The organism is Streptomyces sp. NPDC005925, from assembly GCF_040638805.1.
GTDB lineage: Bacteria > Actinomycetota > Actinomycetes > Streptomycetales > Streptomycetaceae > Streptomyces.
The window spans coordinates 29,499-55,333 of record NZ_JBEXVL010000014.1 but is presented as its reverse complement, the minus strand read 5'-3'; the positions used below and the strand labels follow the sequence as shown (position 1 = coordinate 55,333).

Here is a 25,835-nt window from a genome sequence, read left to right as displayed (position 1 = left end):
CGTGGTCCGCGGGGAGTTCAGAGGCGTTCGACGATGGTGGCGATGCCCATGCCGCCGCCGACGCACAGTGTGGCGAGGCCGTACCGCTTGTCCTGGCGCTCCAGTTCGTCCACGAGCGTGCCGAGGATCATGGCGCCGGTCGCGCCGAGCGGGTGGCCGAGGGCGATGGCGCCGCCGTTGACGTTGATCTTGTCCAGGGACAGGTCCATGTCCTTCGCGAAGCGCAGCACGACCGCGGCGAACGCCTCGTTGATCTCCACGAGGTCGATGTCGTCGATGGTCAGGCCGGCCTTGGCGAGTGCCTTGCGGGCGGCGGGCGCGGGCCCGGTGAGCATGATGGTGGGTTCCGAACCGGACACGGCGGCGGAGACGATCCGCGCGCGCGGGGTGAGGCCTCCCCGCTCACCGGCCTCCTTGGAGCCGATCGCGACGAGCGCGGCGCCGTCCACGATGCCGGAGGAGTTGCCCGCGTGGTGGACGTGGTCGATCTTCTCCACCCAGTGGTACTTCTGCAGCGCCACGGCGTCGAAGCCGCCGAGTTCGCCGATGTCCGCGAAGGACGGCTTCAGCCTGCCGAGGGAGTCCGCGGTGGTGCCGGGCCGCATGTGCTCGTCGTGGTCGAGGACGACGAGGCCGCTGCGGTCCTTCACCGGGACGACGGACCGCTCGAAGCGGTTCTCCTTCCAGGCGGTGGCCGCGCGCTCCTGCGACAGGGCCGCGTACTCGTCCACGTCGCGCCGGGAGAAGCCCTCGATGGTGGCGATGAGGTCGGCGCCGATGCCCTGCGGCACGAAGTTGGTGGCGAGGTTCGTCATCGGGTCGTTGAACCAGGCGCCGCCGTCCGACGCCATCGGCACGCGGGACATCGACTCGACACCGCCCGCGAGGACGAGGTCCTCCCAGCCGGACCGCACCTTGGCTGCGGCCATGTTGACGGCTTCCAGGCCCGACGCGCAGAAGCGGTTCTCCTGCACGCCGGCGACGGTGTCGGGCAGTCCGGCGGCGATCGCGGCGATCCGGGCGATGTCGGAGCCCTGGTCCCCGACCGGTCCGACGACGCCGAGGACGACGTCGTCGATCGCGGCGGGGTCGAGGTCCGGGAAGCGGGCGCGGATCTCGTGCATCAGTCCGACCACGAGGTCGACGGGCTTCGTGCCGTGCAGGGCGCCGTTCGCCTTGCCGCGTCCGCGCGGGGTGCGGATCGCGTCGTACACGTACGCTTCGGTGCTCACAGGTACGCCTTTCAGGAGGGTTTGGCCGAGCGGGTCAGAGACTGTCGACGGTGTCCGGGCCGGCGGCCCAAGTGGCCGGTCCCGCGGCCTCGGTGGCCGGTCCGGTGTCCGAGACGGCCGGTGCCGTGTCCGGGTCGTCGTCGGGCAGGAGGGCGGGTACGTCCCACTCGCGGGCCACGTCCGCCGCGCCGTCGCCGGGCAGGACGGGCCCGGTGCGTATGGCGGTGGGGGTCGCGGAGAAGCGGGGCGCGGGGGCGGGCTGGGTGATGCCGCCGTGGTCGGTGAAGGTGCCGCGGGCCGCCAGGTGCGGGTGGCCGGGTGCCTCGCGCAGCGACAGGACGGGCGCCACGCACGCGTCGGAGCCCTCGAAGACGGCCGTCCACTCGTCCCGGGTACGGCTTCTGAAGCGGGCCGCGACGGCCTCGCGCAGCTCGCCCCAGCGCGCGACGTCCGTGCGGTCCGGGGCGGAGTCGGGCAGGCCGAGCAGCTCGGTGAACCGGCCGTAGAACCGCTCCTCCAGTGCGCCGACCGCCATGAACCGCCCGTCGGCCGTCTCGTACGTGCCGTAGAACGGGGCGCCGCCGTCGAGGAGGTTCGCGGAGCGGCGGTCCTGCCAGGCGCCCGCGGCGAGCATGCCGTGGATCATGGTGGACAGGTGGGCCGTGCCGTCGACGATGGCGGCGTCGACGACCTGCCCGGCGCCGCTCGCGCGCGCGTGGTGCAGAGCGGCGAGGAGGCCGACGACGAGGTAGAGGCTGCCGCCCGCGTAGTCCCCGAGGAGGTTGGCCGGCGCGGGCGGCGGGGTGCCGGGGGCGCCCGTCATGCCGAGGGCGCCGGTGATCGCGATGTATCCGATGTCGTGCCCGGCGCGGTGTTCGAGGGGGCCCTGCTGGCCCCAGCCGGTCATCCGGCCGTAGACCAGGGCCGGGTTGCGGGCGTGGCAGTCGGCGGGGCCGACACCGAGGCGTTCGGCCACGCCGGGGCGGTAGCCCTCGATGAGGATGTCGGCGCGTCCGGCGAGGTCGAGGACGCGGGCGGGGCCGTCGGGGGCCTTCAGATCGAGGACGACCGAGCGCTTGTTGCGGTTGGTGAGGTCGTGTGCGGGGTCGACGCCGAGGCCGGGGCCGCCGGGGCGGTCCACGCGGACGACGTCGGCGCCGAGGTCGCCGAGCAGCATCGCGGCGAACGGGCCGGGGCCGATTCCGGCCAGCTCGACCACCCGCACGCCGGTGAGCGGCCCGTGCGCGGGTGACGGTGCCGCACTGTGCGCGGGTGTGGGTCCCGCTGTCATCGCGCCCCCTGCTCGACTGTGACACCAATGATGTAACACCAGCGATGCTATGGACGTCCGCCGGTTGACACAAGGGTCTGGCAAGCAAGCGCTTAGCCTGCTGGGGCCGGTGACCGCGCCAGCGAGTGCCGCGGGCGTGGCCCCGGTGACCGCCCGGTGCCGCACCCGGCCCTCCCGGCGCTTCGCGCCCCTACCCCGTCGGCGCCTCGCGCCCCATCCTCAAACGCCGGACGGGCTGATCTCGTCCAGCCGGGCCGCCGGCTTCTTCGGGGCTATGGCCCGGTAGCTCTCCCCCACCCGGTCCCGGAGCGGCTCCGCCGACGGGGCTTCCGGGTGCTCCAGCGGGACGCGGACCCAGCCGGACCTGCCGAGGCCGTGGCCGGCCGGTTCGGCCCCCGGACAGGACAGGGCGTGGGCCCGGCTCGTCTCGTCCTTGAGCTTCAGGGTCACCGCAAGGGGATGGCTGCCGTCCTCGACACCGAGGAAGACGAACACCTTCTCGTTCACCTTCGCGACCGACTCACCCCGGGGGAACTCCCCGGCCGCCTCGGGCAGGCCTAAGGCAAACTCGCGTACTTTCCGCCACTTCGTCCGGGCATTCCTGGGCACTGTCACCGTCCGCCTCCGGGCTCCTCGTCGGTATCCGCACCCCCCACGCTAGCCTCGGCCACCGACAACGGCGCGTGCTGCGGATCGAGGGGTGTCATGAGCAGGTTGGACAGGTCGGACCGTCCGTACGACATCGTCCTCTTCGGAGCCACCGGCTTCGTCGGGACGCTCACCGCGCAGTACCTCGCCGCGCACGCGCCCGAAGGGCTGCGCTGGGCGATCGCCGGGCGCGGCGAGGAGAAGCTGCGCCGCCTGCGGGAGCGGCTGCCCGGCGGCACCGGGCCCGGGGTGCTGCGCGCCGACGTGTCGGACCCCGCCTCGCTGCGGCGGCTCGCGGAGCAGGCGCGCGTGGTGGCCACGACCGTGGGCCCGTACGTGACGTACGGCGAGGAGCTCGTCGCGGCCTGCGCGGACGCCGGGACCGACTACCTGGACCTGACGGGCGAGCCGGAGTTCGTGGACCTGATGTACGTCCGGCACGACGCACGCGCGCGGGAGACCGGCGCGCGGCTGGTGCACGCGTGCGGGTTCGACTCGGTGCCGCACGACCTGGGCGTGCACTTCACGGTGTGTCAGCTGCCGCAGGACGTGCCGCTGACCGTGGAGGGTTTCGTGACCGCCGACGCGGCCGTCTCGGGCGGGACGTTCGCCTCCGCCCTCAACCAGTTCGCGCGGGCGCGCCGGATGCGGGAGGCGGCGCTGGACCGTCGCCGGCACGAGCCGCGGCTGATGGGCCGGCGGGCGGTGGCCGCGACGGGCGTACCGCACTTCGCGAAGGCGGTCGGGGCGTGGGCCCTGCCACTGCCGACGATCGACCCGCAGATCGTGCGCCGCTCCGCGAAGGCCCTGGACCGCTACGGCCCGGACTTCCGCTACCGGCACTACGCGGCGGTACGGCGCCTGCCCGTCGCGCTGGGCGGCGTGGCGGCTGTGGGCGGCCTGGTCGCGGCGGCCCACCTGCCGCCCGTCCGGCGCTGGTTGTCCGGCCGTCTCCGGCCCGGCGAGGGCCCCGGCCCGGAGAGGCGCGCGCAGAGCTGGTTCTCCGTGCGTTTCGTCGGCGAGGGCGGCGGCCGGCGCGTCTACACGGAGGTCTCCGGGGGCGACCCCGGCTACGACGAAACCGCGAAGATGTTCGCCGAGTCGGCCCTGTCCCTGGCCTTCGACGACCTCCCGCCGACGGCCGGGCAGGTCACGACGGCGGTGGCGATGGGCGACGCGCTCACCGCACGGCTGCGCGCGGCGGGCATCCGCTTCCGGGTCGCCGCGCGGCGCTAGACCCCGACGGAGGTCGTCTGACCGGGCGGGTGTCCTGCGGCGGTCCCTGCTCAGCGGCCGGTCGCCCGGCGCAGTGCCGTGCGGCACAGGGCGTCCGCTCTGCGGGTGGTCTCCGGGAGGCGGTAGGAGGGGGTGAGGGCCAGAGTGTGGGCGCAGGCGCGGGTGAGGTTCGTGCGGTGGCCGACGGAGACGAAGACCGGCTTGACGCCGTCCCGGGTGCGCAGCGCGCTGCCGACCTCCTCGGTGCCGGCGAGCAGCGGGGACCGGCTGCCGCGCGGCGCGTCCGGGTCGTCGTACGTGAAGGTGAAGGGGTTCTTGGCGACGCCGACGGTGGGCAGGCCGGTCAGGACGCCGAGATGGCTCGCGAGGCCGAAGCGACGGGGGTGGGCCAGCCCGTAGCCGTCGCACACCACCAGGCCGGGCGGGCCGGGCAGCGCCCGGAGCGCGGCCAGCACCGTGGGGATCTCGCGGAAGGCGAGCAGGCCGGGCACGTACGGGAAGGAGATCCGGCCCACGGCGGTGGCTTCGGCGACGACGTCCAGGGTCGCCGCGTCCAGCACCACGGCCGCCGCGGCGACCACGTCCCGTTCGTCGTCGTAGGCGACGTCGACGCCGGTGACGTGGCCCGTGCCGGGCGGCGGGCCCGGCTCGTCGAGCACCACGCGCGCGCGGAGTTCGTCCTGCACGGCGCGGGCCTGTTCCTCGGTCGCGGGCCAGCCCGCGGGAATCTCTACGGTCGTCATGGTGACGACGAGCGTACGGGCAGGTCGGCGCGGGTGGGCAACAGCCGTACACCCGGGGCAGGAAGAGGGCTCGGGCCTCGCGCATGAAGGCGGTGACAGAGGTCACTCGACCGTCAAGTGCACGGAGCGGCCCGTTCCGTCGTCTCATCCAGTGCACGGCCCGACCGCCCCGGGAGTCCTGCCAAGCCGTCCCAAGGAGCAAGGCGTTGTCCATCGTCATCGAGCAGCTCGTGGAGGCCCGTCTCGTGGCCGACGCGCCCCGCATGCCGAGCATTCCCGCCACGCTGCACTACGACCGGCGCGACCCGTTCGCCGTTCGCATGACGTTCCCGGCCCCGGCCACGCTGGAGGACGTGGAGGTCTGCTGGACCTTCGCCCGCGACCTGCTGGCCGCCGGGTTGTGCGCGCCCGACGGGTACGGCGACGTCCGGGTGCGCCCGTACGGACCCGACCGCACGATGCTGGAGTTCCACGCCCCCGAGGGGACCGCCGTGGTGCACGTCTGCTCGGACGACGTGCGCCGGTTCCTGACGGCGACGGGCGCTCTCGTGCCCGCGGGCCAGGAGCACCGTCATCTCGACCTGGACCAGGACCTGGCCGAGCTGATGCGCGACGCCTGCTGAGCGGCCCGGGGTCTCCGGGCCCTGATCGCGCTGCGGTTCGCCGACCGCCGGCGGTTCACCGTGAGGCCCCTCGAGGTCATGCGCCTCCTGGGGCCGTCGCGGCCCGAGCGGTACGGCAGGGCGGCGGGCGCCTACGGGCACCCGCCGTCACCGCGCGCCCCGCCGTCACCGCGCGCCCTGCCGGGGCCGACGCGCCCCGGCCCTTTCAGAGAAGCGACGGCACCGGCCGCGACGCCAGCGCCGCGCACAGCTCCGGCAGTACCCGCCCCAGGCCGGGTGCCGCCGCGGCGCGCGCGGTGAGTTCCTGGACGCGCCGTTCGCGGCGGCGGACATCCTCCCCGTCCGGCACCACCCCGCGCGGTCCGGCCGCCGCGGCGAGGGCGACGAGTGCCGCGTCGTCCTCGGAGGCGCCCCCGGCCGGCAGCGGGCCGTCGAGGAGGTACCGGGCGTGTTCGCGCAGCGCGGCCACGTCGGCGGCCCGGTCGGGCACGTACTCCACGGACGGGAACAGCCCCAGCGCCCGCCGCCGCTCGGCCCGTACGTACCCGGCCGCGACCAGTTGCTCCCGTACGGCGTCCGTGGTGGTCCGGGCGTACAGCGTCACCCAGTCGCGCCAGCGGCGGGGCAGGGACTCGCGGACGAGTTCCAGCAGCCCGTCGAGGACGCCGTCCCCGGTGGTGGAGTCCAGGTCGGCCGGGGTGGCGATGCCGTCGTGGTCCACGAGCAGGCCGCGCCGGGCCAGGTCGGTGAGCGCGCCGGCCCGCACCAGGTGCCGCGCGGCCCGGGGGTCGGCGGCGTCCCGCGCCAGCAGTTGCAGCAGGGCGGGCAGGGTGAGCGGGGCAGGGGACACGGGGCCTCCTCGGTCCGTGAGTCGCCGGCGCGATCGCCGCCGCTCGTGGTCGTGGCCGCCCCAGTCAGTCAGGCGAGCGGCGCGAAAACGCTTTGACTCCCCACCGGGCCCCTCATACGGTGTACAGCGGTCCTGTTGCCGTCGATTGGAGAAGGACGTTGCTCGTCTGAGGTCCTGAGACACCGTGTCACACCCACGAGGGTGTGCTTCGTGTGCGACCTCGGCGTTCGAGCCGTCCTTCCGGAACGCGGAACAGGGCTTTTCTCATGCCCGCGCCTCCCTCCCGGCTCTCGGCCCCGCTGTCGGTCGTGCCTCGCGGTGTCTCGATACGCGATTGCCCCTGACCGCACCACGCAACCGCGAGGCCGCATGTCTACTTTCGTCACTTGTACCTCCCTGTCCTTCGCCTGGCCCGACGGGACGCCCGTCTTCGAGGGCCTCGACGTGTCGTTCGGAGCCGGCCGCACCGGACTCGTCGGCGTCAACGGCTCCGGGAAATCCACCCTGCTGCAGCTGATCGCCGGGGAGCTCACCCCGCTCGACGGCACCGCCCGCGTGACCGGCGAGGTCGGGTACCTCCCGCAGAACGTCACGCTCGACACGGCCCTGCGCGTCGACGCCGCACTCGGCATCGCCGCGCAGCGGGCCGCCCTGCACGCCATCGAGGCGGGCGACGTCGCCGAGGAGCACTTCGAGACCGTCGGCGACGACTGGGACGTCGAAGAGCGCGCCCTGGCCACGCTCGGCGAGCTCGGACTCGGCCGGATCGGGCTCGACCGCACCATCGGTGAGGTGTCCGGCGGCGAGTCCGTCCTGCTCAGGCTGGCGGCGCTGCTGCTGCGCCGGCCGGACGTCCTGCTGCTGGACGAGCCCACCAACAACCTCGACCTGTATGCCCGGCGCCGGCTGTACGCGGCCGTCCAGTCGTGGCCGGGCGTGCTGATCGTGGTCAGCCACGACCGCGGGCTGCTGGAACACGTCGACCAGATCGCCGACCTGCGCGGCGGCGAGGTCACCTGGTACGGCGGGAACATCTCGGCGTACGAGGAGGCCCTCGCCGTCGAACAGGACGCCGCCGAACGCATGGTGCGCGTCGCCGAGGCCGATCTGCGCAAGCAGAAGCGCGAACTGGCCGACGCCCAGGTCAAACTGGCCCGCCGCAAGCGGTACGGCCAGAAGATGTACGAGCAGAAACGCGAGCCGAAGATCATCATGGGGGCGCGCAAGCGCGCGGCGCAGGAGTCCGCGGGCAAGCACCGCATCATGCACGAGGAGAAGCTCGCCGAGGCGAAGGAGCGGCTCGACGAGGCGGCGGACGCCGTACGCGACGACGACGAGGTCCGTATCGACCTGCCGTACACGGCCGTGCCGCCGGGCCGGGACGTCCTCGCGCTGCGGGACCTGGAGCTGGTGTACGGGGCGCGCGTGGCCGGTGCCTTCGAGCTGCGGGGCCCGGAGAGAGTGGCGCTCGTCGGGCGCAACGGCGCGGGCAAGACCACGCTGCTGCGCACGATCGCCGGGCAGCTCGAGCCGGTGTCGGGCGAGGCGCTGGCGCACGTCCCGCTGCGTTTCCTGCCGCAGCGCCTCGACGTCCTCGACGCCGGGCTGACCGTCGCGGAGAACGTGGCCCGGTTCGCGCCGGGCGCCACCAACAACCGGATCAGGGCGCGGCTGGCCCGCTTCCTGTTCCGGGGTGCGCGTGCCGACCAGCGGGCCGGCACGCTGTCCGGCGGCGAACGCTTCCGGGCGGCACTGGCGGCCCTGATGCTGGCGGAGCCCGCGCCGCAGCTGCTCATGCTGGACGAGCCGACGAACAACCTCGACATGGCGAGCGTCCGGCAGCTCACCACGGCCCTGGAGTCGTACGAGGGCGCTCTGGTCGTGGCCAGCCACGACCTGCCGTTCCTGGCGTCGATCGGCATCACCCGCTGGCTGGAGCTGGACGGGGAACTGAGGGAGACCACCCCGGAGGACGTCGGACGTCCCAGCTAGCCAGGTTCCAGCCCCGCCCCGCGGCAGGAGCGGGCTCACCGCTTTGGCTCGGGCCCGCGGCGGCACCCCCCGTGAGCCGGTGGGACACAACCGGTGGGAACAACCGAAAGGACACACCCCTGGGGTCTGCCCCACTCGTCCTGAGGGCATGATGGCCGGGCGGCACACAGGGCGCACCGACGGCGCACGACGCACGACGGAGCGCCCCTGTGATCGCCACCGGCGCACGACGGCAGCCGGGTGCGCCCCTCCTGTCGCCGCTGCCGGCGCAGTGCCGCATGATGGCCCGACCAGCGAGTCCTCGATGGAGATGCCCCGTGCCCAGCAAGAAGGCCCTCGTCCGCCGCCCCGGTCCGCGTCTCGCCGAGGGGCTGGTGACGCACATCGACCGGGAGAAGATCGACGTCGATGTCGCGGTGGAGCAGTGGGAGGGGTACGCGCGGGCACTGCGCGCCCACGGCTGGGAGACGATCGAGGTCGATCCGGCCGACGACTGTCCCGACGCCGTGTTCGTCGAGGACACGGTCGTCATGTACAGGAACGTCGCGCTGATCGCCCGGTCCGGCGCCGAGTCCCGGCGTCCCGAGACGGCCGGCGTGGAGGAGGCCGTGGCCCGCCTGGGCTGCTCGGTGAACTGGATCTGGGAGCCGGGCACGCTGGACGGCGGCGACGTCCTGAAGATCGGCGACACGATCTACGTCGGCCGCGGCGGGCGCACCAACGCGGCCGGGGTGCAGCAGTTGCGGGCCGCCTTCGAACCGCTGGGCGCACGGGTGGTCGCCGTGCCGGTGAGCAAGGTGCTGCACCTGAAGTCCGCGGTCACGGCGCTGCCGGACGGCACGGTCGTCGGGCACATCCCGAAGATGGACGTGCCGTCGCTGTTCCCGCGTTTCCTGCCGGTGCCCGAGGAGTCGGGCGCGCACGTGGTGCTGCTCGGCCGCGGCAAACTGCTGATGTCCGCGAGCGCCCCGAAGACGGCGGAGCTGTACGCCGACCTCGGCCACGAGCCGGTCGTCGTGGACATCGACCAGTTCGAGAAGCTGGAAGGATGTGTGACATGCCTCTCGGTGCGACTGCGGGAGCTGTACGCCTGAACCAGTGAGCGTAAGGCCTCATCCGGCCCCCGGCCTGCGGGCCGGGGGCCGTTTCGCACCCCGGTTCGTACTCGGGGCACCCCGGCCGCCGCCCGCCATCACCCGGATGAGCAGCGGCCCTTACGTCGCCCTTAACCTACGGTCTCGTAACCTACGGAAACGTAGCCTACGATGCCGTAGGTTACGTTCTTCCGCTCAGAAGTCCCGATGGAGCCTTTATGACGATCACCACTCCCCACCTCGGCAGCCCGGCCGGCGCCTGGACCGACGCCCAGCTGTTGTACGCACTGGAGGAAGTGGTCGAGACGGAACTCAACCGGCATCTGAAGGTCGCCAAGGACTGGATGCCGCACGAGTACGTCCCGTGGAGCGACGGCCGGAACTTCCCCGGGATCTTCGAGGACGGCGAAGCCTGGGAGAAGCCGCAGTCGAAGGTCACCGAGATCGGCCGCATCGCCCTGGTGGTCAACCTCCTCACCGAGGACAACCTCCCAAGCTACCACCACGAGATCGCCTCGCTGTTCGGCCGCGACGGCGCCTGGGGCACCTGGGTGCACCGCTGGACCGCCGAAGAGGGCCGGCACGGCATCGTGATGCGGGACTACCTGCTCACCTCGCGGGCCGTGGACCCGGACCAGCTGGAGCAGTTCCGTATGGCGCACATGAGCGAGGGCTTCGAGTCGGACAACCGCCACTCGATGCTGCACTCGATCGCCTACGTCGCCTTCCAGGAGCTCGCGACCCGTATCTCGCACCGCAACACGGGCCACCAGTCGGGCGACCCGGTCTGCGACCGCATGCTGGCGCGCATCGCGACCGACGAGAACCTGCACATGGTCTTCTACCGCAACCTGCTGAAGGCCTCCTTCGAGCTCGCCCCCGACCTGACGATGCAGGCCGTACGGGACGTCGTCGTCCAGTTCCGCATGCCCGGCCACAGCATGCCCGGCTTCGAGCGGGCCGCCGCGCAGATGGCCATCGGCGAGGTCTACAACCTGCGGATCCACCACGACGACGTGCTGCAGCCCGTGCTGCGCTTCCTGAAGATCATGGAGATCGACGGCCTGGGCCCCGAGGGCCTGCAGGCACAGGAGGAACTGGGCCTGTACATGGGCGGCCTGGACGCCGAGGCGGCCAAGTTCGACGAGAAGCTCGCGGCGCGCAAGGCCCGTATGGCGTCCCGCGCGAGCGCCTGACCGTGCCGCATCGTCCCGGCCCACGCCCCGTCGTCCCGGGCCGGGACACCCCGGGCCGCGGGGGGCCGCGCGGCGCGGCCGTCCGCCCGGGTCAGTGGCCGGTGCGCCTGAGCTCCAGCCGTTCCCTCTCCGACAGACCGCCCCACACGCCGAAGCGTTCGTCGTGGTGGAGCGCGTAGTCCAGGCAGGCGGGGCGCATCTCGCACATGCCGCAGATGCGCTTCGCCTCGCGCACGGAACTGCCCGGCTCGGGAAAGAAGAAGTCGGCCCCGGTCTGCGCGCACAGGGCACGCTCCTGCCAGGCGGTGTGGGCCGGGGTGATTGTCTCGGATGGCATGAGCGTGATCGTGCCGCGTCGCGAAAAACGTTCCATCAACGCCCGATCAACGCCTGAGGGCAGGCCCTCGGCCATACCGATGGTGGCCCGGTACCCGGCCCGGAGCACGGCGGCGCGCGGAAGAATCGGGCTGGACGGAGAGACGGGGGACCCGGGCGGCGCCCGGCCCTCGCGGTCTCCCCCGTTCACCCGGGCCCCGTCCTACGCGGAGGCCCGCCGTACCAGCGTCGTCGGCAGGATCACGTTCGACGGCGCGCCGCCCACCGTCTCGGCCGACTCGTCGCGGTCCAGGCCGCGCAGTAGCAGCCGGGCCATCAGACGGCCCATTTCCTCTATGTCCTGGCGGACCGTCGTGAGAGCCGGTTCGGTCTGTTCGGCGACGGCCAGCATGTCGTCGAAGCCGATCACGGCGACGTCGTCGGGCACGCTGCGCCCGTGTTCGCGCAGCACCCGCAGCGCACCGGCGGCCGTCAGGTCGTTCGCGGCGAACACGGCGTCCAGGTCGGGGCAGTTCTCCAGCAGCTGCCGCATGGCGCGCTCGCCGCCCGCAGCGGTGAAGTCGGCCTCGGCGACCAGGCACGGGTCGACGTCCACCATGACGTCCCGGAACCCGTCGAGCCGGTCCACCGCCGACGTCTGGTCGAGCGGGCCCGTGATGTGGGCGACGCGGCTGCGGCCCAGTGCGACGAGGTGACGCACGGCCTCCCGCGCCCCGCCCCGGTTGTCGCTGTCGACATACACCACACCTCCGCGGCCGTCGCTCCAGCCGGGCCGGCCGCCGAACACGGTCGGGACCCCGGCGCTCTGGATCAGCCCGGGGAGAGGGTCGTCGAGGTGCAGCGAGAAGACCAGCGCCCCGTCGACGTGCCCGCCGGAGAGGTAGCGGGCGACCCGGGCGTGGTCGTCGCGGCCCTCGGTGAGCAGCAGCACGAGCTGGTTGTCGTGGGCGGTCAGCTCCTTGCTGATGCCGCGCAGTTGCCTGGCGAAGAAGGGGTCGGCGAAGACCCGGGCCTCCGGTTCGGCGATGACGACGGCGACGGCGTCGTGCCGCCGGGTCACGAGGCTGCGGGCGGCCTGGTTGGGGACGTAGCCGAGTTCCTCCACGGCCCGCCTGACCCGTTCCACCAGGCTTTCCCGTACTCCTGCCGCCCCGTTCACCACTCTGGACACGGTGGCCCGCGAGACCCCGGCCCGCTCGGCCACTGCCTCCAGCGTGGGGCGCGGCGCTGTCTCGGTCACGTTCGGGCTCCTGATCGTCCTCGGCGGCTGCCGCTCAGGATAGCCCGGACACCCGGTGGCATGAGAGCGCTCTCGGGTCCGTGGAAACGGTGTGGGTCCGGCGGGCGCGGACTCGCCGCGCACGGCCCGCGCGTCGCGCTACGACGGCCCGGTGGCCACGGTCGCGACGACGGCTCCGAGACCACGGTCGCGACGCCCGCCTCGGTCGCCGGGGCCGGGACGGCGGCCACGACTCGGACGGGTGGCCCGGCCCGCGCCCCGTCCCCGCGCGGGCCAGGGCGGGCCGGGTCCGGGTGGGCCGGGGCGGACCGGGCGGCCGGTCAGTGTGCGTGTGTCTCGTGGCCCGGGATCGTGCCGTCCGGCTTCTTCACCAGGAACAGGCCGACCATGCCCATGTCCGAGTGGCTCTGGACGTGGCAGTGGTACATCCACGCCCCGGCGCCGACGCCCTCCCCCGCGATCACCTGGAAGCCGAAGGAGTCCGCCGGGCCGCAGATCTTGGTGTCGATCACCTGGCTCGGGTCGTCGGGCCCGGTGAGCATGCCCGTGCGGTTGTCGGCCCAGCGATGACCGTGCAGGTGGAAGGTGTGGTAGTACTCGCCGTGCGTGATCACGATGAACTCGACGCGGTCGCCCACGGTGGCCTCGAAGTCCGGGCCGGAGTGCGCGGGCCTGTTGTTGATCGTCATGTCGTTGAAGACGACCGTGCACGTCTTGTCGGGCAGGACGTCGTCCTTGCGGCGCACGATCACCGGCCCGTACAGGCCCTTGCGGATGCCGCCGGTGCCGTGTTCGGTGCCCACGACGTGGTCGTGGTAGTGCCAGTAGCCGGCGCTGCCCGCCCGCCAGGTGCCGTCCTTGCGGCGGCCGGGGGCGTGGGTGCGCCAGGTGTAGGTGCGGGTGCCGCCGGGCTCCACGTCGCTCTTGTTCATCTTCGTGCCGTCGCTGGAAACCTCGTAGTCCAGGCCGTGGACGTGCAGGCTCACCGGGACGTCCATCGTGTTCTCGAACTCGATGTGCAGGGTGTCGCCCTCGCCGAGTTCGATCAGCGGGCCGGGGACCGACGCCTTGCCCTTCTCCAGGCCGTAGCCCATCCGGCCGTCGGCGAGCTTCTCGGCGTACAGCTTGATGCGTTTCACCTCGCCCCCGGCCGGGGCCGTACCGGCCAGTGCGGTGCCGGCCGGCTCGGCGGCGTCCGCCGCGGAACCCGACGTGAGAGACAACGATGTCGCGGCGGCGGCGCCACCCATCAGCACACGCCGGTTGAAGTGGCGTCTGTCCATGCGGAACTCCCCATCCGGATGCGGAAAGTGACGACGTGCGAGGCACGTGGCTGTGAGGAACCTGTGCGACGGTACCGATCCCCCGCCCGTTTATCCACGCTCAGGACAAAGTTCGTTGAATGTCGGTCATATCTCTTGGCGAACCAAGCAAAGAGGTCTAGCTTCCGTGGCGCTGTTGCCGCGACCGAGAAGGGTGGGTGACACATGCGATTCACTTCGCATCAACGGCCCGTGCGCTTGCGAGGACCGAGCGCGAGACGCACCGGGAAACGAGCCCGGATGGCGTCCCTGACCGCGGGGCTCGTCGCCGCGGGACTGCTGTCGGCGCCCGCCGCCGACGCACGTCCCCTGCCGGACGAACCGTCCGTGACAACGATGTCCATCAAGTCGCCGCCGGGTGGCGCGAACGTGCGGGTGCTGATCTTCCACGGTTCCGCCGCCGGGGAGGAGTCCCCGGTCGTGAACGCCGGAATCGAGGCGATCGAACGGATCGGCCTGTCCGGCCCGACCGGACAGCGCTTCAAGGTGGAGGCGACGGACGAGGCCGGGGTCTTCACCGACGAGGCCCGGCTGGGGCGTTACAACGCGATCGTGTTCCTGACGGGCGGCGGTGACGTCCTCGACCCGGACCAGGAGGCGGGTCTGGAGGCGTACATGGAGGCCGGCGGCGGTTTCGTCGGCATCCACGACGCGGCCCGCGCGGAACCGTACTCGGACTGGTTCACCGGTCTCGTCGGCGCCCGCCCCGCGGCGTCCTCGCCGGACACCACGCAGCGGGCCACCGTCGAGGTCGGTGACCGGCGGCATCCGGCGACCAAGGACCTGCCGGCCGAGTGGAAACGGCCCGACCGGTGGCTGAACTGGACGGAGAACCCGTCCGGCGAGGTCCACACGGTCGCCCGCGTGCGCGAGTCGACGTACCGGCCCGGGTCGTCCGCGAACGGCTGGGACCATCCCGTCAGCTGGTGCCGTGACTACGACGGCGGCCGGTCCTTCTACACCGGCATGGGCGGCACGGTCTCGTCCTACGACGAGACGGACTTCCGTACGCATCTGCGCGGCGCGCTGCTGTGGACGACCCGTATCGCGCGGGCCGACTGCAAGGCCACCATCAGCGGCAACTACCAGGCCGAGCGGCTCACCAAGCCCAACCAGCCCGGCCGGAACGACCAGATCGGCGAGCCGCACGGCCTGGTCACCGCACCCGACGGCCGGGCGTTCTACATCGGCCGCGGCGGCGCCGACTCCTCCCAGCCCGTGATCACCGACTGGGACGACCCCGACATCGGCAAGGGCACGGGCGAGATCCACGTCTACGACCCGAAGACCAAGCAGGTCACCCTGGCGGGCGCGCTGACCGTGTTCGGCAACAAGGGCGGCGGCGACGAGCTCGTCAAGGTCGAGGAGGGCCTGCTCGGCATCGAGCTCGACCCGGACTTCACGCACAACGGCTGGGTGTATCTGCACTGGACCCCGCACTCCGGGATCGACCGCGAGACGCACATGGCCGAACGGCGCGTCTCCCGCTTCACCTTCGACGAGGCCACCGGCAAGCTCGACCCCGGCAGCGAGAAGGTGCTGCTGAAGTGGCCCGTGCAGATCCACAGCTGCTGCCACGCGGGCGGCGGGATGGCCTGGGACTCGAAGGGCAACCTGTACATCGCGACCGGCGACAACAACTCCAGCGGCTTCAGCGGCGGCTACTCGGGCAACAACCCGCAGCCGAACTTCAAGGGCGTGTCGTTCGCCGACGCGCGCCGCACCGCCGGCAACACCCACAACCTCAACGGCAAGATCCTGCGCATCCATCCGGAGCCGGACGGCACGTACACCCTCCCCGACGGCAACCTCTTCACGGGGAAGGAAACCGCCGAGGGCGGCGGCAAGACGCGCGGCGAGATCTACGTGATGGGCGTGCGCAACCCGGCGCGCATCTCCGTCGACAAGACGACCGACACCCTGTACGCGGGCTGGGTCGGGCCCGACGCCGGCCAGCCGTCGACGACCTGGGGCCCGGCGAAGTACGACACGTTCGCGGTGATCACCAAGGCGAGCAACCGGGGCTGGCCGTACTGCATGGGCAACAAGCAGCCCTACCGGGACCGCAACCTGCCGGACCCGACACAGCCGCTCGGCTGGTACGACTGCGACCACCCGAAGAACGAGTCGCCGAACAACGACGGCCTCGTCAACCTGCCGCCGGTGACCGGCAACAACATCTGGTACTCGCCGCAGGGCGGTGCGCCGGACTTCCCGCGTGACGCGGACGGCGTGCCCTCGTACAAGGCGGACGAGGCGACCTACCGGCTGCCGTGGCTCAAGGGCGGCGGCCAGGCCGCGATGAACGGTCCCGTCTACCGGTACGACGCCGGCAACGCCAGTGACACCAAGTGGCCGGCGTACTGGGACGGCAAGTGGTTCGTCGGCGACTTCTACGACTCCGACCAGCCGCGCAACGCCGTGCTCATGGACTCGCGGACGCAGGGCGACGGCGGGCTTCCGGTGCACTCGGAGTCGCTGAAGAAGATCGTGCCGACCGGCAACGACGGCATCAAGAACCTCATGGACTGGAAGTTCGGCCCGGACGGCGTGCTGTACGTCCTCGACTACGGGCGCGGCTTCTTCACCTCGGACGCCAAGTCGGCGCTGTGGCGGGTCACGTACACCGGCGGCGGGCCGACGCCCGCGGCCGGCCAGTTGGCAAGGAGGAGCCGGTGACACCCACGACACCCATGACACTCCCGGCGCGGAGGCGAGGCGTGCGGCACCGAAGAGTGTGGGCCGCCCTGCTCGCCGGTCTGCTGATGACGTTCGGTCTGCAGACGACGGCGAGCGGACAGGACACGCCGTCCGTGCGGGCCGAGCAGGTCCTCACCTGGACGGCGGGCGACGACATCACCCATTACGGGTCCGCGCCCGAGACGGCCGTGGCGGGCCCGGCGACGATCGTCTTCGAGAACAGCGCGGCGACCGGCAACACCACCGGCATGCCGCACACGCTGACGTTCGTCACCAGTGACCCCGAGTACAACAGCGACGTCCAGGTCAACGTCCTGGCCAACCCGAACGACGACCAGGGCGGCCGGCACACCGCCGAGGTGACGCTGACGCCCGGCCGCTACCTGTACCACTGCACGATTCCCGGTCACGGGCAGATGCAGGGCGTGCTGACGGTGACCGAGGGCGGCGGGGACGACACCACGGCGCCCGAGACGGCGGCCGAGGTGCAGGGCACGCGAAACGCCGAGGGGCAGTACGTCGGTTCGGCGAGCGTGGCGATCAGCGCCACGGACGCGGGCGGCTCCGGCGTGGACCGGATCGAGTACGCGGTCGGGGCCGACGGCGCCTGGCAGCCGTACACCGCGCCGGTCGTGGTGGACCAGGTGGGCGAGCACACGGTCCGCCACCGGGCGCTCGACAAGGCGGGCAATGTCTCGGCCGAGAAGAGCGTCACCTTCACGGTCGCCGCGCCGCCGTCCGACGACACGACGCCCCCGGAGACCTCGGCGACGGTCAGCGGTGAGCGCAGTCCCGACGGGGCGTACGTCGACATGGCGACGGTCACCGTCACCGCGTCGGACACCGGGTCGGGCGTCAACTCCATCGAGTACGCCATCGGGGCGGACGGCGCCTGGCAGGCGTACACCGCGCCCGTGATGGTGCACGAGGCCGGGACGCACACCGTGCGGTACCGCGCCACCGACAAGGCGGGCAACGCCTCGGCCGGGAAGAGCGTCGAGTTCACCGTCGTCTCCGCGCCCCCGCAGGACACCACGCCGCCGGTGACGGGCGTGACCCTGGAAGGCTCGCGGGACTCCGACGGGGCGTACGTCGGCCGGGCCACCGTGACCGTCGCGGCGACGGACGAGGGCGGCTCCGGCATCGCCGGGGTCGAGTACTCGCTGGACGGCGGGCCGTACCTGGCGTACACCGCGCCGCTGGTCGTGGACCGCCTCGGCACGCACACCGTCGCCTACCGCGCGTCCGACAAGGCCGGCAACACCTCCGAGCCGCGCACCGTGAGCTTCACGGTGGTGGCCGGCGGCGGGGTCCCGGCACCGGACTGCCCCGAGTACGACGAGCGGCGGACGGTGATCGTCGGCACGGTCGACTCGGGCGTGCCGAACCGGGTCACGGACAACCGGTGCCGGATCAACGAGCTGATCGAGGACGAGAAGGAGTGGACGTCCCACGCGTTGTTCCTCAAGCACGTGAAGTCCGTCCTGGCCGCGCTGCTGAAGGAAGGGGTCGTCGACCAGCGCGAGAACAACGCCATCACGCGGGCCGCCCGGCAGTCCGGGATCGGCAAGCCGGGACAGACCGAGGGCTACCGCAAGATCATGGACGGCAGCGCGGAGTCGTTCGCGCGGTGGGAGCAGGTCGGCGGCGGTTCGTTCGCGCTGAACGCGGACGGGACGATCACCTCGGGCACCACCAGGGCCGGCATGGGCATGCTGTGGCTCCCGGAGCGCAAGTACGGCGATTTCTCGCTGCGGCTGCAGTGGCGTGACGACGCGCCGGGCACGGGCAACGCCAACTCGGGCGTGTTCGTGCGCTTCCCGTGGATCCACGACCACCCGGAGGAGCCGCGGCCGGAGTGGGCCGCCATCAAGTACGGCCACGAGGTGCAGGTCTTCGACCGGCCCGACGGCGACATGTACAAGACGGGGTCGGTCTACGGCTTCGACCGCGTGGGCCTGGCCGGCGCGGGCGTGACCCCGAAGGGCACCTGGAACGACTACGAGATCCGGGTGGTCGACCAGCACTACTCGGTCTACCGCAACGGCGTGCTGCTCAACGAGTTCGACAACACCGGGGGCCAGGCCTTCGAGCCGCCGCGCTCGGACGACCCGGGCACCGACGGCCGGCGCTTCGCCTCCGGCTACCTCGGGCTCCAGGTGCACAGCACGGCGGATGTCGTCTCGTACCGGGACATCCGGATCAGGGACCTGTAGGCCCCTGCTTGCGGGCACGGCTGGGCTGTACCCGCCTGGGCTCCCCCGGCATCTTGGGGTACTCGGGCGGGTACGGCAGGTCGCCGAGCCCGTGGTCGCCCTCGTCCTGGGCGGCCAGCTCCAGCAGGGCCTCCAGGGAGAAGCGGTGTTCGTCCATGTCCGCGTGCACGTCGCCGAGTTCGGCGAAGCGCGCGGGCATGGTCGCGATGTCGAAGTCCCGCGGGTGGGCGACACCGACCTCGTCCCAGCGCAGCGGCGCGGACACGGGTGCGTGCGGGCGGGGCCGTACGGAGTAGGCGGAGGCGATGGTGCGGTCGCGGGCGGTCTGGTTGTAGTCGACGAAGATCCGCTCGCCGCGTTCCTCCTTCCACCATTTGATGGTCACGCGGCCGGGCATCCGGCGTTCCATCTCGCGCCCGACGGCGATGGCGGCGCGGCGCACCTGGGTGAAGGTCCAGCGGGGTTCGATGGGCACGAAGACGTGCAGTCCGCGTCCGCCGGAGGTCTTGGGCCAGCCGCGCAGGCCGCCGAACTCGTCGAGCACGGCGCGCAGTTCGTGGGCGGCGCGGGCGGCGTCGTCGTAGTCGGTGCCGGGCTGCGGATCGAGGTCGATGCGGAGTTCGTCGGGGCTGTCGACGTCCGCGCGGCGCACCGGCCAGGGGTGGAAGGTGAGGGTGCCGTACTGGGCGGCCCACAGCACGGCCGCCTCCTCGGTGGGGCACATCTCGTCGGCGCTGCGACCGCTGGGGAAGGTGATGTGGGCGGTGGGGATCCAGTCGGGCATGTTCTTGGGGGCCCGCTTCTGGAAGAAGGACTCGCCCGTCACTCCGTCGGGGTAGCGCTCCAGGGTGGTGGGGCGGTCGCGCAGGGCGCGCAGGATGCCGGGGCCGACGGCCTGGTAGTACCGGGCGAGGTCCAGCTTGGTGAAGCCGCGCTCCGGAAAGAACACCTTGCCGGGACTGGACAGACGCACCGTCCGCCCGCCCGCCCGCAGTTCCACCGCATCCGCCATGCGAGCCACGGTAGGCGAGCCCGGCGGACCTCGCACAGCGGGCGGAGCGGACATCCCGGACGCAGAATCGCACCATGGATCTCCCGGTCATGCCGCCCGTGAAGCCGATGCTCGCCAAGTCCGTGGCGAGCATTCCGCCGGGCATGCACTACGAGGCGAAGTGGGACGGGTTCCGCGCGATCGTGTTCCGCGACGGGGCCGAGGTGGAGCTGGGCAGCCGTACCACCAAGCCTCTGACCAGGTACTTCCCGGAGCTGGTCGCGGCGCTGCGGGAGCGGGTGCCCGAGCGGTGCGTGCTGGACGGGGAGATCGTGATCGTCCGGGAGGGGCGGCTGGACTTCGACGCGCTGACCGAGCGCATCCATCCGGCGGACTCGCGGGTGCGCACGCTCGCGGAGCGGACCCCGGCGTCGTTCGTCACCTTCGACCTGCTGGCGCTGGACGACGAGTCGCTGCTGGACGTGCCGCTCACCGACCGGCGGGCTCTGCTGGTCGGGGCGCTGTCCGGGGTGACGGCACCGGTGCACGTGGCCCCGGCGACGACGGACGCGGAGGTGGCGCGGCAGTGGTTCGAGCAGTACGAGGGCGCCGGTCTCGACGGGGTCGTGGCGAAGCCGCCGGGCGGGCGCTACCTGCAGGACGAGCGGGCCATGTTCAAGGTCAAGCACGAGCGGACGGCGGACGTGGTGGTGGCGGGCTACCGGCTGCACAAGAGCGGCCCGGTCGTGGGGTCGCTGCTGCTCGGCCTGTACGACGACCGGGGCGCCCTCCAGCATGTGGGCGTGTCGGCGGCGTTCCCGATGAAGCGGCGGGCGGAGCTGGTCGATGAACTCCGGCCGCTGCGGATGGACGAGGTGTCCGGGCATCCGTGGGCGGCGTGGGCGGAGGCGGCGGCCCACGAGACGGCGCGGCTGCCGGGGGCGCCGAGCCGCTGGTCGGGGAAGAAGGACCTGTCGTGGGTGCCGCTGCGGCCGGAGCGGGTGGCGGAGGTGGCGTACGACCACATGGAGAACGGGGCGCGGTTCCGGCACACGGCGCGCTTTCGCCGCTGGCGCCCGGACCGCACCCCGGAGAGCTGCACGTACGCGCAGCTGGAGGAGCCGGTGCGCTACGACCTCGCGGAGATCTTCGCGCCCCCGCGGCCGTCGTGACGGCCGGCTACGGCTGCATCAGCACCTTCACCGCGCCGTCCCGCTTGCGCTGGAACATCTCGTAGGCGTGCGGCGCGTCGGTCAGCGGCAGCCGGTGGGTGGCGAAGTCGTCGACGCCGAGGGGGTCCTCGTCGGTGAGGTACGGCAGGATGTCGTCGCTCCAGCGGCGCACGTTGGCCTGGCCCATGCGGATCTGGAGCTGCTTGTCGAACATGGTGAGCAGCGGCACCGGGTCGGCCATGCCGCCGTACACGCCGATGAGGGAGAGGGTGCCGCCGCGCCGGACGAGCTCGATGGCCGTGTACAGGGCGGCGAGCCGGTCGACGCTGAAGCGCTCGGCGAACGGGGCGGCGACGCGGCGGGGCAGCAGCGTGGAGGCCTGCTGGGCGAGGCGGGCGGCGGCGCTGCCGTGGGCCTCGGTGCCCACGGCGTCGATCACGGCGTCGGGGCCGCGTCCGTCGGTCTCGTCCTGGATGGCGGAGACGAGCTCCTTCTCACTGTCGAAGGCCCGCAGGTTGTACGTCTCCACGCCCCGGGCGCGGGCCCGGCGCAGCCGTTCCGGCACCAGGTCGATGCCGAACACGCGCCCGGCGCCGCGTACCTGGGCGATGCGGCAGGCCATGTCGCCGATGGGTCCGAGGCCGAGGACGGCGACGCTGCCGCCCTGCGGGACGTCGGCGTAGGCGACGGCCTGCCAGGCGGTGGGCAGCACGTCGGAGAGGTACACGAACCGGTCGTCGGGCGGGCCCTCGGGCACCTTGATGGGGCCGTACTGGGCCTGCGGGACGCGCAGGTACTCGGCCTGGGCGCCGGGGACGGCGCCGTACAGGCGGGTGAAGCCGAACAGTGCGGCGCCCATGCCCTCGCTGGTGACCTGGGTGGTCTCGCACTGGGTGGGCAGGCCCGTGGAACACATGACGCAGTGCCCGCAGGCGATCTGGAACGGGACGACGACGCGGTCGCCCGGCTTGAGGTTCGTGACCTCCTCGCCGACCTCCTCGACGATGCCCATCGGCTCGTGTCCGAGGATGTCTCCGGGTGTCATGAACGGCGTGAGCACCTCGTACAGATGGAGGTCGGAGCCGCACAGGCCGCTGGACGTGATGCGGATGACCGCGTCCGTCGGTTCCTGGATCTTCGGGTCGGGCACGCTGTCCACGCGCACGTCCCGCTTGCCCTGCCAGGTCACTGCTCTCATCGTCGCCGCTCCCTTCCCTGCTGTCCGGTGCTGTGGTGGCGCCCGGGTACCCGACGCCCCTGGGGCCGAACCTCGTGGGCCGTTCGGCCCAGTCACCGCGCCCGCCCGAGAGAAACGGGGTATGGCCACTTCCGACCAGACAAGCGCACAATCGGATGAACAGGACAGGTGGGCGACGATGGCCATGGAACGAGGGACACGCCTCGGGCGTGTCACGACGACGGTCGCGGTACTGGCCGCGGCGGTGACGGCGTCGCTGACCGCCGGCTGCTCGACGGCCCCGGGACCGGCGGACGACGGCCGGGCGTCCCGCCCCGACCCGTCGCACGGCACCGCCGCGCCCCTCCTCGCCGTGAAGATCGACAACGCGCCCGCCGCCCGGCCTCAGACGGGGCTGGACTCCGCCGACGTGGTGTACGTGGAACAGGTCGAGGGCGGGCTGAGCCGGTTGATGGCCGTCTACGCGACCAAGCTCCCCGACGCCGTCGGCCCGGTGCGCAGCGCACGCGAATCCGATCTGGAACTGCTGGCCCAGTTCCGGCACCCGACACTCGCCTTCTCCGGGGTGCAGAGCAAGCTGAAGCCGCTGATCGCCCGGGCCCCGCTGCGCGACGCGTCGCCGGACAAGGTGAAGGACGGCTACTTCCGCGAACCGGGCCGTGCCGCGCCCCACAACCTCTACGTACGCCCCAACCGCCTGCTCCCGTCCGCACCGGGCGCGGCCGCGCTGACCACGGGCTTCCGGTACGGGGCCGCCCCGGCGGGCGGCCGGGCCGAGGTCTCGCAGACGGTGCGCTATCCGGCGGCCCGCTTCACCTTCACCTGGTCGGAGTACCGCGGCCGCTGGCTGGTGGCGATGGACGGCGCGGCGCCCGCACCGCAGTCGACGCCGGCGCCCGCGACCGTGGTCGTGCAGTACGTGAAGGTGCGCAACTCGGCCTACGGGGACTTCCTCGGCAGCAACACGCCCTACACCGAGACGGTGGGTTCCGGCCGGGCGACGGTGCTGCGTGACGGGCGGGCGCACGACGTCGTGTGGAAGCGGCCGGCGGCCACGGCGGGCACCTCGTTCACGCAGGCCGACGGCACGCCGGTGAACTTCGCCAAGGGCCAGGTGTGGGTGGTCCTCACGAAGGCGCCGCGCTGAGGCCGGGAGCCGCCGGAGCACCTGGACCGAGGACCTGAGGACGCCGGGAAGCCGGCCGGGGGCTGCCCGGATCCGCGTCGGCACTGGTGACGGGGGCCCTCCGCGGCAGCCGGGGCCGGGTCCTGACCGACTTCTTCGGGTCGGTGCGGGTGGTGACCGCGTCCAGCGAGGCGGCCGCGCGCGAGCGGTACCGGCAACGTCACGCGACGGCTGGAGTGATCCTCTAGGGGCGCGGTGCCGTGTGCTCCTCGACGACCAGTCCCGGGGGTGCCGCAATCGAGGTGATGCGGCCGTCGGTGCCGATGGTGATGTCCAGCCGTCCTCCTGCGACCTTGAGTCCTGCGACGGTGAGTGCGCCGACAGGGAGCGGGCCTGTCGGCCGGAGGCGGAGGCGGCCGGCGGGTACGTCGGGCTCCAGTCCGGTCAGTGCGGTCATGAGGGCGATGGCGGTTGCCGCCGACCAGGCTTGTGGCCGGCAGGCGGCCGGGTAGGGGACGGGGGCGGGGGTGTCTGCGCGTGCGTCGCCGCCCCACAGTTCCGGCAGCCGGTAGTCGAAGGCGGGGGCCGCGGCGAGGATGCCCTCGACGAGCCGGGCGGCGGCCCGGGGGTGGCCGGTGCGGGCGAGGCCGGTGACGGCGATGGCGGTGTCGTGCGGCCAGACAGTGCCGCAGTGGTAGCGGAGCGGGCCGAAGCCGCCGGACTGGGACGACATCGTGCGCAGCCCGTAGGCGTCGGACATGTCGGGGGCGGCGAGCCGCGCGGCGACGGCGGCGCTCTCCTCGGCGTTGAGTATGCCGGTGGCCAGGAGGTGGCCCATGTTGCTTGTGACGGAGTCGACGGGGCGCCCGGAGCCGTCGAGTGCCATGGCGGGGTAGGGGCCTTGCTGGTCGGCGACCCAGAACCGGGCGCGGAACCGGTCGGCGAGGCCGGTCGCGAAGGTCCGCCAGTGTTCGCCGCCCGGCAGTGCGAAGGAGTCGAGGAGTGCCGCGCCGGCGAGGGCGGCCTCGTAGGCGTAGCCCTGTACTTCGGCGAGGGCGAGGGGTGCTTCGGCGAGGCGGCCGTCGGCGTACCGGGCGGCGTCGCCGGAGTCTTTCCAGCCCTGGTTGGCCAGTCCGGTGCCGGTGTGGTCGATGTAGGAGAGGAATCCGTCTCCGGCCCGGGCGGCGGCGTCGATCCAGCCCAGTGCCGCCGTGAGTGCGGGCAGCAGCGGTTCGACGTCGGCCGCGGGCAGACCCCAGCGCCAGGCGTCGTGGAGCAGGCAGATCCACAGGGGGGTCGCGTCGACGGTGCCGTAGTAGACGGGCGGCAGGCGCAGGCCCTGGCCGTCGTCGAAGAGGTCGCGCCGGACCTCGTGGAGGATCTTGCCGGGTTCCTCCTCCGCCGCCGGATCGGTGCGGGTGCCCTGCCGGGCGGCCAGGGTGCGCAGGGTGCCCCGTGCGAGGTCGGTGCCCAGCGGCAGGAGCATCCGCGCGGCCCACAGGCTGTCCCGGCCGAAAAGGGTGAAGAACCAGGGGACGCCCGCGGCGAGGAAGGTGTCGCCGGGTGATGCGGCAGTGGCCATGCGCAGCGAGTGGAGATCGTCCAGGCTCTGCGCGACAAGAGCGGGCAGCCGACGGTCGTCGGCGGTGACATCCGGGCGCTGCCAGGTGGGTCGGTCATCGGCCGCGGTGACGACCGCGGCCGTGTCGGAGACCTCGACGGCCAGGTGGAGGTCGACGTTCTCGCCGGGTTTGACCGTGAGGGTCCAGGTCAGGGTGGAACGCTCGGCGTCCGGTGTCGCGCCGGGGGCGCTGACGGCGACGGCGACCGCCTGGTTGCCCCAGCGCAACATGCCGCCGCCGGGGAGCAGTTCACTTCGCGGCTCGGCGGGAGAGCGGGGCGGCAGGCCCGCCTTGGTGTGCTCCAGTGTCACGAGGTCTCCGGCGATCTCGACCCGGACGGCGAGATGCACCGGCGTCGTCGCGGTGGAGCGGACGGTCAGCCGTTCGGCGAGCCGGCCGGGAGTGACGGTGCGCCGTCGGTCGACCCGGACGGTCGGGTCGGGGACGGCGTCGCCGAGCGACTGTGCCAGGCCGACGAAGCGGCTGCGGCCGGGTCCGTCCGTCGCGGTCATGACCGCGACGGTCGGAAGCCAGTCCTCGCCCCCGGTCCCGGGCTCGTCCGCGCCCGGGCCCTCGGTATTCCCTTCGGCCTCGCCGTCCCGGCCGGCAGGGGGAGGCGCCTTCCCCGCGTGCTCGCCGGACGGTGCGTGGTCGGGGCGCAGCGTCACGCGCAGCAGGCTCAGCGCCCGTATGTCGGCGTGGAAGAGCCCCTGTACGCCGGCCCCGGGAGAGGCGGCGTCCAGGTTGCCGTCCGGCCCGGACAGCACGACGGTCGGGGCGGCGAGGGTGACCGCGAGATCGTGCAGGAGCGGCTGCCGCTCGGGTGACGTCATGGAAGCTCCGTCCGGTGCCCTCGTGTGTCGTGGGCCGTTGGTGGGGGCGGTTCGTGACCGCGCCGACTCTTGACAGCCTGCGCGGTGATCGCCACAGTAACCGATTGGAACGCTAAATTTAACGTTCAAATCCAGGCGGAACGGCGACACACTGCGACGCCCCCGGGGCGGATA

Annotated in this window: 20 protein-coding genes; 9 read left to right on the top strand and 11 right to left on the bottom strand. The window is 72.6% G+C overall.

All coding sequences use genetic code 11. The features are described from left to right. Window positions 1-17 precede the first annotated feature (17 nt). From ABZ354_RS18285 to ABZ354_RS18275, 3 genes are all read right to left on the bottom strand, one after another. Window positions 18-1,232 carry an acetyl-CoA C-acetyltransferase gene (locus tag ABZ354_RS18285; RefSeq protein ID WP_358657847.1) on the bottom strand — a complete coding sequence of 405 codons (1,215 nt, stop codon included), beginning with the start codon at window positions 1,230-1,232 and terminating at the stop codon, window positions 18-20. Window positions 1,233-1,266: 34 nt separating this feature from the next. Next, the gene (locus tag ABZ354_RS18280) at window positions 1,267-2,523 is read right to left on the bottom strand and encodes a CaiB/BaiF CoA-transferase family protein (protein WP_358657845.1); all 1,257 of its coding nucleotides are present in this window, start codon (window positions 2,521-2,523) and stop codon (window positions 1,267-1,269) included. 219 nt (window positions 2,524-2,742) lie between these two features. Continuing rightward, the gene (locus ABZ354_RS18275; protein ID WP_358657844.1) at window positions 2,743-3,138 is read right to left on the bottom strand and encodes an MmcQ/YjbR family DNA-binding protein; all 396 of its coding nucleotides are present in this window, start codon (window positions 3,136-3,138) and stop codon (window positions 2,743-2,745) included. Between the two features lie 90 nt (window positions 3,139-3,228). On the opposite strand from ABZ354_RS18275, the gene ABZ354_RS18270 reads away from it, so the two are divergent. Next, a complete protein-coding gene (locus ABZ354_RS18270; protein ID WP_358657842.1) occupies window positions 3,229-4,407 on the top strand; it encodes a saccharopine dehydrogenase NADP-binding domain-containing protein in 1,179 nt (392 codons plus the stop codon). A 50-nt stretch (window positions 4,408-4,457) separates the two neighbouring features. On the opposite strand, the gene ABZ354_RS18265 is transcribed toward ABZ354_RS18270, so the two are convergent. Next, window positions 4,458-5,150, bottom strand: coding sequence for an endonuclease V (locus ABZ354_RS18265; RefSeq protein WP_358657840.1), 693 nt, complete (start codon window positions 5,148-5,150; stop codon window positions 4,458-4,460). 206 nt (window positions 5,151-5,356) lie between these two features. On the opposite strand from ABZ354_RS18265, the gene ABZ354_RS18260 reads away from it, so the two are divergent. After that, the gene (locus tag ABZ354_RS18260) at window positions 5,357-5,773 is read left to right on the top strand and encodes an SsgA family sporulation/cell division regulator (RefSeq protein ID WP_358657838.1); all 417 of its coding nucleotides are present in this window, start codon (window positions 5,357-5,359) and stop codon (window positions 5,771-5,773) included. Between the two features lie 205 nt (window positions 5,774-5,978). Here ABZ354_RS18260 and ABZ354_RS18255 read toward each other — a convergent pair whose 3' ends face one another. Then, window positions 5,979-6,623: a GPP34 family phosphoprotein gene (locus ABZ354_RS18255; protein ID WP_358657836.1), complete on the bottom strand. Its 645-nt coding sequence runs from the start codon at window positions 6,621-6,623 to the stop codon at window positions 5,979-5,981. 369 nt (window positions 6,624-6,992) lie between these two features. Between ABZ354_RS18255 and ABZ354_RS18250 the strand changes: the two genes are divergently transcribed. From ABZ354_RS18250 to ABZ354_RS18240, 3 genes are all read left to right on the top strand, one after another. Next, window positions 6,993-8,615, top strand: a complete 1,623-nt coding sequence (locus ABZ354_RS18250; protein WP_358657834.1) for an ABC-F family ATP-binding cassette domain-containing protein — start codon at window positions 6,993-6,995, stop codon at window positions 8,613-8,615. A 317-nt stretch (window positions 8,616-8,932) separates the two neighbouring features. Then, the gene (gene ddaH, locus ABZ354_RS18245) at window positions 8,933-9,709 is read left to right on the top strand and encodes a dimethylargininase (RefSeq protein ID WP_358657832.1); all 777 of its coding nucleotides are present in this window, start codon (window positions 8,933-8,935) and stop codon (window positions 9,707-9,709) included. Between the two features lie 218 nt (window positions 9,710-9,927). Then, window positions 9,928-10,905, top strand: a complete 978-nt coding sequence (locus ABZ354_RS18240; protein ID WP_358657830.1) for an acyl-ACP desaturase — start codon at window positions 9,928-9,930, stop codon at window positions 10,903-10,905. Window positions 10,906-10,996: 91 nt separating this feature from the next. On the opposite strand, the gene ABZ354_RS18235 is transcribed toward ABZ354_RS18240, so the two are convergent. From ABZ354_RS18235 to ABZ354_RS18225, 3 genes are all read right to left on the bottom strand, one after another. Continuing rightward, complete coding sequence (locus ABZ354_RS18235) at window positions 10,997-11,242, bottom strand: WhiB family transcriptional regulator (RefSeq protein WP_358657828.1); 246 nt, start codon at window positions 11,240-11,242, stop codon at window positions 10,997-10,999. Window positions 11,243-11,443: 201 nt separating this feature from the next. After that, complete coding sequence (locus ABZ354_RS18230; RefSeq protein WP_358657826.1) at window positions 11,444-12,481, bottom strand: LacI family DNA-binding transcriptional regulator; 1,038 nt, start codon at window positions 12,479-12,481, stop codon at window positions 11,444-11,446. A 320-nt stretch (window positions 12,482-12,801) separates the two neighbouring features. Next, entirely contained in the window at window positions 12,802-13,764 is a 963-nt protein-coding gene (locus ABZ354_RS18225) for a multicopper oxidase domain-containing protein (RefSeq protein WP_358657824.1), read from the bottom strand. Window positions 13,765-14,043: 279 nt separating this feature from the next. On the opposite strand from ABZ354_RS18225, the gene ABZ354_RS18220 reads away from it, so the two are divergent. Together ABZ354_RS18220 and ABZ354_RS18215 are read left to right on the top strand one after the other, a co-directional pair. Next, window positions 14,044-16,482: a ThuA domain-containing protein gene (locus ABZ354_RS18220; protein ID WP_358657822.1), complete on the top strand. Its 2,439-nt coding sequence runs from the start codon at window positions 14,044-14,046 to the stop codon at window positions 16,480-16,482. Window positions 16,483-16,538: 56 nt separating this feature from the next. After that, window positions 16,539-18,719: a family 16 glycoside hydrolase gene (locus tag ABZ354_RS18215; RefSeq protein ID WP_358657989.1), complete on the top strand. Its 2,181-nt coding sequence runs from the start codon at window positions 16,539-16,541 to the stop codon at window positions 18,717-18,719. Here the strand turns inward: ABZ354_RS18215 and ligD are convergent. Beyond that, on the bottom strand, window positions 18,706-19,731 hold the full coding sequence (gene ligD / locus ABZ354_RS18210) for a non-homologous end-joining DNA ligase (RefSeq protein ID WP_358657820.1): 1,026 nt from the start codon (window positions 19,729-19,731) through the stop codon (window positions 18,706-18,708). The genes ABZ354_RS18215 and ligD overlap by 14 nt on opposite strands. Window positions 19,732-19,805: 74 nt before the next feature. On the opposite strand from ligD, the gene ABZ354_RS18205 reads away from it, so the two are divergent. Further along, window positions 19,806-20,882 carry an ATP-dependent DNA ligase gene (locus ABZ354_RS18205; protein WP_358657818.1) on the top strand — a complete coding sequence of 359 codons (1,077 nt, stop codon included), beginning with the start codon at window positions 19,806-19,808 and terminating at the stop codon, window positions 20,880-20,882. A 7-nt stretch (window positions 20,883-20,889) separates the two neighbouring features. Here the strand turns inward: ABZ354_RS18205 and ABZ354_RS18200 are convergent, their stop codons facing one another. Beyond that, window positions 20,890-22,080 carry a zinc-dependent alcohol dehydrogenase gene (locus ABZ354_RS18200; protein WP_358657816.1) on the bottom strand — a complete coding sequence of 397 codons (1,191 nt, stop codon included), beginning with the start codon at window positions 22,078-22,080 and terminating at the stop codon, window positions 20,890-20,892. A 184-nt stretch (window positions 22,081-22,264) separates the two neighbouring features. On the opposite strand from ABZ354_RS18200, the gene ABZ354_RS18195 reads away from it, so the two are divergent. Beyond that, window positions 22,265-23,227: a DUF3048 domain-containing protein gene (locus tag ABZ354_RS18195; protein WP_358657987.1), complete on the top strand. Its 963-nt coding sequence runs from the start codon at window positions 22,265-22,267 to the stop codon at window positions 23,225-23,227. Between the two features lie 223 nt (window positions 23,228-23,450). Here the strand turns inward: ABZ354_RS18195 and ABZ354_RS18190 are convergent, their stop codons facing one another. Then, the gene (locus ABZ354_RS18190; RefSeq protein WP_358657814.1) at window positions 23,451-25,661 is read right to left on the bottom strand and encodes a glycogen debranching N-terminal domain-containing protein; all 2,211 of its coding nucleotides are present in this window, start codon (window positions 25,659-25,661) and stop codon (window positions 23,451-23,453) included. Between the last annotated feature and the right edge of the window lie 174 nt (window positions 25,662-25,835).